The sequence below is a fragment of the Type-C symbiont of Plautia stali genome (genome assembly GCF_059730935.1).
On record NZ_AP035923.1, the window covers coordinates 647,361 to 656,917 of the forward strand.

Sequence of the window (9,557 nt, forward strand, 5' to 3'; positions counted from 1 at the left end):
CGCGTGATGTCGGGCATTGCGCGATGAATCGCACCGCTACCGTACGGTGCGATTTTTTATTGTTTAATGAAAGGTGTGCGCCACTTCCAGCACGCCGTTAATGACAAACTGCACGCCCATACACACCAGTAAAAACCCCATCAGGCGCGAAATCGCTTCGATGCCGCCTTTGCCGACCAGCTTCATGATGGCGCCGGAACTGCGCAGCGAAATCCATAAAATCACCGCCACCGCCAGGAACGTCAGCACCGGCGCGATGGCCACCACCCACGCGGGGAAATCGACGCCGGCTTTCACCGTCGAGGCCGAACTGATGATCATCGCGATGGTGCCCGGTCCGGCGGTGCTCGGCATTGCCAGCGGCACAAAGGCGATATTCACCGTTTCGCGCGGATCGTCGCTGGCGTCGAGTTCATCCAGCTTGTGTTTGGCCTCCACCGAATGCCCGACCGGTTTGGCGGGGAACAGCATGCGAAAGCCGATAAAGGCGACAATCAGCCCGCCGGCCATGCGCAGACCGGGAATGGAGATGCCAAAGGTGTGCAGCACCGCGTTACCGGCGTACCAGGCGACCATCATAATCAGGAACACGTAGATCGACGCCTGCAGCGCCTGGCGATTGCGTTCCTGAAAGTTCATGTCACCTGCGAGGCCGAGAAACAGCGCCACGGTGGTTAACGGGTTAGCAAGCGGCAAAATCACCACCAGGCCGAGCCCGATGGCTTTGAACAGTTCCAGCATGATTTATTCCCTGGTTAATATCAGGCGCGCAGCTGCCAGCGCAACGGTCGCCATGAATGGCGACCCTACAGTATCCTGTGCACCGTTTTTTTCGTAGGGTGCGCATTTATGCGCGCAGCTGCCAGCGCAACGGTCGCTATGAATGGCGACCCTACAGTACCCTGTACACCGGTTTTTTCGTAGGGTGCGCATTTATGCGCACCTGGACAGCATCAATGCTTCGGCGTTTCCATCGCTTCCAGCAGCTCGGGGAAAAAATCTTCCAGCAGATCCGGCGTCATCAGCTCGGGATAATGAATCAAATGCTCGCGAATGCGTTCATTCACGTCTGGCAACAGGCGCTGGGCGGCGTCGCTGGCGCTGATTTTCTTCTGCTTCATCAGGCGCAGCACGTTATCCGGCAGGTTATCCTCATCTTCCTCGCTCTCCACGCCTTCCAGATCGTCCAGCTCATCCAGCAACTCCATCAGCGCTTCAATCTGTGGCGTGCGTGACTGATACTCTGCCGGCTTCTCGTTCTCCAGATAGCGCAGCAGCGCGCGCACCGGCGAGCCGTCCGGCGTGGCGGGTGGTTCACTGGCGAACCAGCTGAGCAGCGCATGCTGGCTCACCTGATGCACGTGATAACCGTTGTCCACCAGCTCATCGGCGAGGATGTCGGCGGTGTCGTGCTCAATCAGGCAAATGTGGGTGCGACCCGGCGTGAACTGCTCCAGCCACTGATAAATCTCCTCAATCACGCTGTCGGCGTAATGAAACGTCTGGCTGAGGTAGCTGTCATCCGGCTGGTGAACGCAGATGCGAATCAGGTCGGGATCGAAGTAAATCGCAATGTTGATGCCTTTCATGCGCGGTGTCCTGTGTGGTGCAAAACTTCACTATAGCGTCAGGGCGCGCAGAAAAACATGCTATCGCCAGCAGCCGCAGCCACTGGCGATAAAAATTACCGTAAATCAGCACGATCCAGCCCGTAAGCGCTGTCGAGCGCGCCGGGTGCCATCTGCGACAGGATCATCAGCCGGTTCCAGGTATTGATCACCGCGATCTTAAAGGTCAGCTCGCTGATCTCCACCTCGGAGAAGTGCGCGCGCAGCTCGCCGTACAGCGCCTCGTCAACGCCGTGCTCGCCAATGCGCGTCAGCGCTTCGGTCAGGGCAAAGGCGGTTTTCTCGCGCGCGCTGAACAGCGGCGATTCACGCCAGATCGCCACATGGTGCAGCCGCAGCTCATGCTCGCCGTCAATCGCCGCCTGCTTGATGTGCATGTCAAGGCAGAACGCGCAGTGGTTGAGCTGCGAGGCGCGGATATCCACCAGATGCCTGAGCGACTTCTCCAGCGACGTGCTGGCAACGCTATTCGACAGATCCGACATCGCTTTGGCCAGCGCCGGGGTGGTTTTGAAATGGTTAACACGTTGAGTCATGATTCTCCTCCGTCAGAACAGACGTTCAATGGTTTCAAGTGCTTCGGGTAACGCGCGGGCACGGCTGAGCGGGTCGTGCGTGCCGTCGACGCGGATAAACTGCACATCGCTGATGCCGATGTACGCCAGCGCCGCGCGCACGTACGGCGTGAACTGGTCATCCTGCATAAAGGGCCCGTGGGCAAACACGCTGCCGCTGGCCATCACGCAGTAAACTTTCCTGTCGCTCACCAGCCCGACTTTGGTGCCTTCGGGCGTAAAGGCGAAGGTGCGACCGGCGCGGGTAATATGGTCGAACCAGGCTTTCAGCACCGACGGCAGCCCGAGGTTCCACATCGGCGATGAGATAACCAGGGTGTCGCAGGCAAACAGCTGATCCACCAGCTGTTCCGAGGTGCGAATGGCGTTACGCTGCGCTTCATCACGCGCCTCCGGTGGGGTAAAAAAAGCCCTGATGGTGAAAGCATCGAGATGCGGCAGCGGCTGTTGCGCCAGATCCAGCACCGTCTCGTGCAGATCGTGATGGCGGCTGCGCAGCTTTTCGATCAGACGTGCCGAGGCGATGCGCGACGCCGATCCCGCCAGATCCGGGCTGACTTTAATGTGCAGCACATTCATGCAGTGATTCCTCATACGATAGAGCGATAAAAATGCAGGCCGAGCGCCTGATAGCCGCAGCGCTGATAAAACGCCTGCGCCCGGGTATTACTGATTGCGGTATCCAGCACCATACGGTGGCAGCCGTACTCACGCGCCAGCACCGCTAAGCCGTCGAGCAGCGCGGCGCCGAAGCCCTGACCGCGCAGCGCGGGATCGCTCACCAGGTCATCGATGTAGCAGAAGCTGCCGTGGATAAAATTTTCCAGCAGGCGATAACCGGCCAGCACCGCCGGCTCTCCCTGATGTTCGATCCCGGCGAGGCGATAACCCTGCGCCTGCTGACGCTGCGCCTGGGCGATAAACTGCGCCTCATCCGCCAGCCGCCCGCGCAGCGCACGCATCAGCGGGTAGCAGCGCGCGAGTTGTTCTGCAGTGGCGTAATGCACAATCTTCATGGCTGTCATCCGTATTGCGGGGGGAATGCCTGCATCTTAAACTGCTATGTCTGAGCGAACAGGGCCATTACGCGTGAAAAGAGGTAGGACATAGCGCAGTGGCTGAGGAAGGAGTGACGCGTGGGTTACAAAGAGATTTACCAGCGCTTTCGGCAGCAGATTCTTGCCGGACAGCTCCGGCCGGGCGACCGCGTACCGGCGATCCGCGTGCTGGCGGGCGAGCTGCAGGTAGCGCGTAAAACGGTGGAGGCCGCCTATGAAATCCTCATCGGCGAAGGCTATTTTGTCAGCCAGGGCGCGAAGGGCACGCGCGTCAATCCGCAGCTGAAGCTGGCGAGCGCAGCCACGCCACCGCGCGCACCGGCGACGACGCCCGCGCTGCTGCCGGTGACCGAGGGCAAAGGCGAGCTGCGGCTCGGCATCCCGGCGCTGGACGAGTTTCCGCACAAGAAGTGGCGGCTGATGTCGGCGAAAGCGGCGCGCAGCCTGCGGCCGGACGAGATGATGATACCGCCGGTGATGGGGTATGCGCCGCTGCGGGCGGCCATCGCCAGCTACCTGAACATTTCGCGCGGCCTCAACTGCCAGCCGGAGCAGATCTTCATCACCAGCGGCTACCGCGCTAACCTGCGACTGATTCTGGCGGTGCTGGCGCAGCCGGGCGACAAAGTGCTGTTCGAAGATCCCGGCTACTTCTTCGGCCAGCAGCTGCTGAAGCGCATCGCACCCAACCTGCACTATGTGCCGGTGGATGGGCAGGGCGTCGACGTGGAGTATCTTCTGCGCTATCACGCCGACGCGCGCTTTGCGGTGGTAACGCCAACGCACCAGAGCCCGCTGGCGGTCAGCCTGTCGCTGCCGCGCAAGCATCAGCTGCTGGCGTGGGCGCAGCAGCATGACAGCTGGATCATTGAGGATGATTACGACGGCGAATTTCACTACACGCGTAAGGTGATTCCGGCGCTGAAAAGCCTGGATGTGCACGACCGGGTGATCTACACCGGCACCTTCAGTAAAACCATGATGCCGGCGATGCGCATCGGCTATCTGGTGATGCCGCAGCACACGCTGGCGCAGTTCGGCGAGCTGGGCGAGATTCTGGAAACCGGCCTGCCGCTGCTGCCGCAGAAAATCCTCGCGCAGTTCCTCAGCGAAGGGCATTTTTATCGCCACATCAAGAAGATGCGCATCCTGTATCAGCAGCGTCGCCGCATGATGCTGGAGGCCATCGAAGCCTGTTTTCCGGGGCTGTTTACCTTTGAACTGACCGACGGCGGTATGCACATCGTGGCGTTTCTGCGGCGCGGCACGCAGGACGTGGCGCTGGCGACGCTGTGGGCGCAGCAGGCGCTATACGTGCGGCCGCTGTCGGGTTGGTACGCGCAGACGCAAAAGCGCTATGGCCTGGTGATTGGCTATACCAACATTCAGTCGTTTGAACAGGCGCGGGCGTTGCTGGCGCGCGTGACGGATGCGACGCGGACGTTATTGAGCGCTTAGCGGCAACGTGAGGAGAAGAGGGCGCGGGGGACAGCCCGCGCCGGCTGGCATAAGGTGAGCGGCAATTCAGACGGCAGGAAGGCGGCCTCTGAACCCGCGCGAAGGAATCACATGCCGATGTATTTTTTGCCCTGCTTCAGCACTACATCGCAGGCTTTGGTTTTCAGCTTCTCACCCATCGGCGAGTTGCTCAGACTCTGCAGATTCAGCTGCTGACCGTTGCCGGTGTTCAGCAGGCCCTGCAGCCCCTGCTGGTAATCGGTTTTCTGCTGCTGCGCGGTGGTGCTGCTCAGGCCCAGCTTGCTCAGCACCTGATCCTTCACCGACTTCACGTTGTTATCCACCACGTTGTGCTGCACGCAATATTCCATCACGCCGGCGGCGTTGGTCATGCTGTTGGCGCTCACCGCTTTATCGCCGCCGTTCAGCAGGCCGCTGAGCGAAGAGAGCGACAGTCCGCCGTTCTGCGTGTTGCTGGTGGCGGCGTTGCCGCTGTTCTGCTGCGACAGCTGCGATGTGGCGCTGCTCAGCTGATCCTGCCAGCTCGCCGCCGATGCGCTACCGGCCACCAGTGCCGCCGCGATACCCCATCCCCAAACTAACCGTTGTGTTGCTTTTTTCATCTCAACCTCGTTGTGCTTATACGTCTGACTACGTCAGTTGTGGTTAAGAGGCATGTGGCGGCAGAAAGTTCCGGAGAAGTGGCCGCCGTGCGCGAGTTTGGGAGTGTTCCGGAGGCGACTGCCGGGGTTTTGCGCAGCGTTTTTGGCAGCGCTGCTTTTTTCGACGCTTAGCGCACATCCCCATCGATTCCGGTTGCGCCGCAAGCGCGTAACGGTATAATCGCCCACGTTTTCCGCATCCTCTTCAGTGCCGAAGTGGCGAAATCGGTAGACGCAGTTGATTCAAAATCAACCGTAGAAATACGTGCCGGTTCGAGTCCGGCCTTCGGCACCATCTGATGCAACTTAAGTCGCTTACGAGCGGCTTTTTTTGTGCCTGGGATTCAGTAGCTGCAAGGTTTTTTTTGATTTTCACTTAACTTAAGTCAACCTGATTCAATCAAAATCATTTTACTGATGCGGTGGTACAGAGCTTATATTGGTGAGTTGGAAAAGACAGGCCAGTAAAGGGAGGAATGCTCGGGAAGATAGTAGTAAAGAGCCCTCCAGCGCCTAAGGTGGCTATTTATTCTCAGGGTTCAGTGAGTTTTTTTCAATATATTGCATCGCGGCTAACAAATAGGAAGCTTTGAAGGTTACATCCTGGTAGTCCTTCGGAAGTAAACTTCCGGAATCTTCAAACCGTTCAACAAATGCTGCAACTTCATTTGCATTAATCCGGCTTACATTGTTTTTCCCGTTTCGGACAAACAGCTTTTTGTCTTCAGAATACAGGATGAAAGACAATTTTTTCGCACCTGTAACCAGTTCAACTAGTTGGGTGAAATACTCCAGCATTAAATGGTATAAATCTTTATAAACCATAGTTAATGTTTCCCATTACTTTATCCGGATGAAAAGGTTTTTTATTCTCATTATTAGCCGACAGAGACTCATCACCAGAAAAACAGTGGAAAGAGCCTTGCCAGTCACCTTTTACTAATTCTCCAGATTCAAGGTTGAATGGAACGCACCAAAGCGATAAATATTCATCAAACCGAAAGGCTGGTAGCGGATTATTAAAGTATTGGTGGTGTGGATATATCAGTATCATTTTGCCTTTCCCTCCAAGGTACTTTTGCCCATAGGCAAACATCTGGTATAAATCTGACTGGCTGATATCATATTTTCTCAGACTATCACCAGCTCTGTTATCTAATAGTTTCCATTTAGCGTCCAGAACCACCGTCTGCCCGCCGGTGATAAGAAAATCAGGTTTAAGCATGAACCATCGTTGAGATGTTTTTTCGCCAACAGGAACATGCTCTAACATGAACTGGCTTTTATTCTGTTCAATAAGCTGGTAATCGTGATGCAACGCACCAGCCAGACCGCATCCGACCCAACCTTCATATAACTTCTCCATAGGGAACAACAGAGAAATTCCCTGATGGGATCCATGTTGAAAATCTGGATTCATCTGCTCAAGAATGAGTTGGCACCACGGTTTTATGGCACGATAGCCGAAGAGATATTTGCCGTCACTCCATTGCCTAAAGAGTTGTGTTGTACTGCCAAAAACAGCTTCTATGCCATCCAGTTGGTGGCTAAGTGAATTGGCCTGTCTCCAGCTCTGCCCTTGTCTGGTCACTTTTAGCGACCAATCCAAAGCCGTCCGTAGCAGACGGTTCTCGATGCGCTGAGGGGAAAACTCGGCATAACGCACATGAAAATGAGTGCCCCTTCCCGGAGGCATTCTCATTTGCGCAGTGACATTCAATTGACCACGGATAAACGCGCTATGTTCGTCCTCGATGAGGTGATAATCGAAACGCAGTCCTTTGCGCACTAAGTCAGCAAGGTGCCGTAAAAACTCACTGATTATCCATTCATGCAGAGGCTGGTCACTACACTGCAAAGCCGCCTGGTTCGCCTCACGGGGTGTAATACCCAAAGAGGCGCCTAGCATTCGGCGTAAAAGCTGACGTAGCGGGGCTACCCCAGCTGGCGCTTCAAATGTGGTTTTTGGCAGAATTTCAATTGACTCCCCACTCGGGGATTGTAGATAACCGACATAGCTTCCCAAACGCAAAAAACGCTTCCCTTCCCGGCTGAATATTTGAGAGGTTCCACTCCACGTTTGTTGCAATTGCTCAAGCCAGGAGAAAGTTGCCTCAGAGACAATTCCCAGATCCATACTGGCTGGTTGAGAATTATCACAGGTCAGCAGAGCATATTCCCGGACCTGGATCATCATGCGACAATACCCTGATAAGCTTCTGCAGACGTGAAAGCATGTTGATTGATACGGAAGCGCCTGTCAGATAAGCTATCCGCAATATCTTTCGGGAATAGTGCAGAAAATGATGGTAGTTGTGCTGACTGCTGCAACAGAATAAAACGGTTTTCTTTCTCTTTTACTGAGTCATTAAGCACCCAACCGATACGCTCATAGTCATCAAAGAAATACTCTCTCAGCAATGGGATGATTTTTTCCTGGAAGATGCTGGCAAGACAGGCTTTACGGTCGGCATTATTTTCTAATTTTTTTAGCGGCATGAAGTAAGCATGACCAATCATATGCTCACTATCCAGCAGCGCTTCGATACGCTGATTAATGCGCGTTAACAACGTTTCGACATCAACGCCAAACGCAGTGACCCCAGCTAACAACTCTGGTCGTGCGGGCATTTCTGTAAAGCTAAAGCGACGCCTTAACGCCAGGTCCATCTGAATGAGCGACTTATCCGCAGTATTCATCGTTCCAATGACATAAACATTTTGCGGTACTGAGAATGTTTGTTTCGAATAAGGAAGCATCAGCGACCGCTCATCTTCAGCCCCTTGACGTTTGTCTGCTTCAAGAAGCGTGATAAGTTCACCAAATATACGCGCTATATTGCCACGATTGATTTCGTCTATTATCAGTACATGTGGAAGATCCTGACTATCGACATTCTCAACTGGAGCCAGCAACTGAGTTAATTTTTCACGATCAATCGTCGTATCCTGCAACTCATAAAGGGTCATCTGAGATAACGACTTTATGAAAATTTGCTCTTTAGGAAGGCTTGGAGTGTATGTTCTTAGCCATTTAACTGAACGCATTTGATGGTAATACTCACGTTCATCGTTGGGTAAATAACTATACCCACCTGTAATCTCAGCTATTGCACGAAATTTATGATTTCCATCAGAGACGACGATTATGTCGCCATTCTTCATAATGTTTTTAAAAGTATTTACGGCAACAGCCATATAATTACTGGTGCCTTCCAATGACTGTTTTTCTGATGCAATCCGGGCCTTAACTGATTCAAAGGTCGAGCAATTACTAAAATCGATATCCTCTCCCCAACCTAGCAGTACATAATTATTATTCAGGCAATCTTCGTAAACATCCTCTTCTCCCCCCATGGTATTACCGAGAGACATCTTCCAGATCCGACGACCTTTGAGAGAGATAGATTGTGTTGCGCTCCCCTGAACCTTAACACTGGCATTCAGGCACAATTGTTTAAAAATACCATCTACAACTTCGTAGCGAAGAGTACCCGATTTTTCATCAGTCGTAGCGCGAATCCCTTCGATAAAGTCTTCATAGGAGAAACTCTGATGAAAAGTGGTAAACATGATGCGCTGCTTTTCTACCAGCATCTGATAACGCTGCTTTACCTTTTCCCGTAGATCGCTGCCTTGATGTTCGTGCGTAGCCTGTTGGTACCAGGCATGATCGGCAATTTTGACTGCCATTTCGGTGGTAGTGTAGGTTTTACCTGTGCCGGGTGGTCCGAAGAGGATTTGGTTTAAGGGGTACATTAATGATTCTTCCTTGTTTTGGCTATCTCTTTTTATTCCAGGTTGGGTGGTTGAAGAAGGCTGGCTACCCAGCAAAGCCACCAGCGTCTGCAACGCTTCAACTGACTCAACATCAGCCGCGAAACCATATTGGGATGTCCCATTATCTTTCGGGTAACGGCGGTAGCTGGTGCTTTTGACTTTTTCCCAAAGGCAGTGGATACCCGCAATGCGGTCAATTTCTGCCTTTAAGGCAAGGGTTTCTGGTGCAAGAACCAATGGACTCTTTTTAACCACGCCGTCCCGACTGCGTTTGACATACAGATACTTACCATTCCCGAGCGCATGTTCGGATGCATAGCTTGGCTCGAATTTTCCAGCCTCAAGCCGGTAACCCAACTCATTCAACGCATGGTAAATCTCAAGCGAATTCAGCAT

10 protein-coding genes and 1 tRNA gene are annotated in these 9,557 nt (G+C 53.8%); 2 read left to right on the plus strand and 9 right to left on the minus strand.

Going from position 1 to position 9,557, the window contains the following annotated elements:
* Nucleotides 1-63 precede the first annotated feature (63 nt).
* The 5 genes from AC6I7J_RS03015 to AC6I7J_RS03035 form a co-directional block, all read right to left on the minus strand.
* Nucleotides 64-741, minus strand: a complete 678-nt coding sequence (locus AC6I7J_RS03015; RefSeq protein ID WP_021506728.1) for a MarC family NAAT transporter — start codon at nucleotides 739-741, stop codon at nucleotides 64-66.
* A gap of 212 nt (nucleotides 742-953) precedes the next feature.
* Nucleotides 954-1,589: a hypothetical protein gene (locus AC6I7J_RS03020; RefSeq protein WP_021506729.1), complete on the minus strand. Its 636-nt coding sequence runs from the start codon at nucleotides 1,587-1,589 to the stop codon at nucleotides 954-956.
* Nucleotides 1,590-1,684: 95 nt separating this feature from the next.
* Nucleotides 1,685-2,164 carry a carboxymuconolactone decarboxylase family protein gene (locus AC6I7J_RS03025; RefSeq protein ID WP_058781936.1) on the minus strand — a complete coding sequence of 160 codons (480 nt, stop codon included), beginning with the start codon at nucleotides 2,162-2,164 and terminating at the stop codon, nucleotides 1,685-1,687.
* 12 nt (nucleotides 2,165-2,176) lie between these two features.
* Nucleotides 2,177-2,782, minus strand: coding sequence for an FMN-dependent NADH-azoreductase (locus tag AC6I7J_RS03030; protein ID WP_058771403.1), 606 nt, complete (start codon nucleotides 2,780-2,782; stop codon nucleotides 2,177-2,179).
* Nucleotides 2,783-2,793: 11 nt separating this feature from the next.
* Nucleotides 2,794-3,219, minus strand: a complete 426-nt coding sequence (locus AC6I7J_RS03035; RefSeq protein WP_498006756.1) for a GNAT family N-acetyltransferase — start codon at nucleotides 3,217-3,219, stop codon at nucleotides 2,794-2,796.
* 120 nt (nucleotides 3,220-3,339) lie between these two features.
* Between AC6I7J_RS03035 and pdxR the strand changes: the two genes are divergently transcribed.
* Entirely contained in the window at nucleotides 3,340-4,719 is a 1,380-nt protein-coding gene (gene pdxR / locus AC6I7J_RS03040) for a MocR-like pyridoxine biosynthesis transcription factor PdxR (RefSeq protein WP_498006758.1), read from the plus strand.
* Nucleotides 4,720-4,826: 107 nt separating this feature from the next.
* On the opposite strand, the gene AC6I7J_RS03045 is transcribed toward pdxR, so the two are convergent.
* The gene (locus AC6I7J_RS03045; RefSeq protein ID WP_498006760.1) at nucleotides 4,827-5,342 is read right to left on the minus strand and encodes a YjjA family protein; all 516 of its coding nucleotides are present in this window, start codon (nucleotides 5,340-5,342) and stop codon (nucleotides 4,827-4,829) included.
* Between the two features lie 249 nt (nucleotides 5,343-5,591).
* Here AC6I7J_RS03045 and AC6I7J_RS03050 point away from each other — a divergent pair.
* Nucleotides 5,592-5,676, plus strand: a tRNA-Leu gene (locus AC6I7J_RS03050).
* Between the two features lie 227 nt (nucleotides 5,677-5,903).
* Here the strand turns inward: AC6I7J_RS03050 and AC6I7J_RS03055 are convergent.
* From AC6I7J_RS03055 to AC6I7J_RS03065, 3 genes are read right to left on the minus strand one after another with little or no spacing between them, the layout of a single operon-like run.
* On the minus strand, nucleotides 5,904-6,206 hold the full coding sequence (locus tag AC6I7J_RS03055; RefSeq protein ID WP_498006762.1) for a hypothetical protein: 303 nt from the start codon (nucleotides 6,204-6,206) through the stop codon (nucleotides 5,904-5,906).
* Complete coding sequence (locus tag AC6I7J_RS03060; RefSeq protein WP_498006764.1) at nucleotides 6,196-7,578, minus strand: McrC family protein; 1,383 nt, start codon at nucleotides 7,576-7,578, stop codon at nucleotides 6,196-6,198. Before AC6I7J_RS03060 ends, AC6I7J_RS03055 begins: the two co-directional genes overlap by 11 nt.
* Entirely contained in the window at nucleotides 7,575-9,557 is a 1,983-nt protein-coding gene (locus tag AC6I7J_RS03065) for a DUF8426 domain-containing protein (RefSeq protein ID WP_498006766.1), read from the minus strand. Before AC6I7J_RS03065 ends, AC6I7J_RS03060 begins: the two co-directional genes overlap by 4 nt.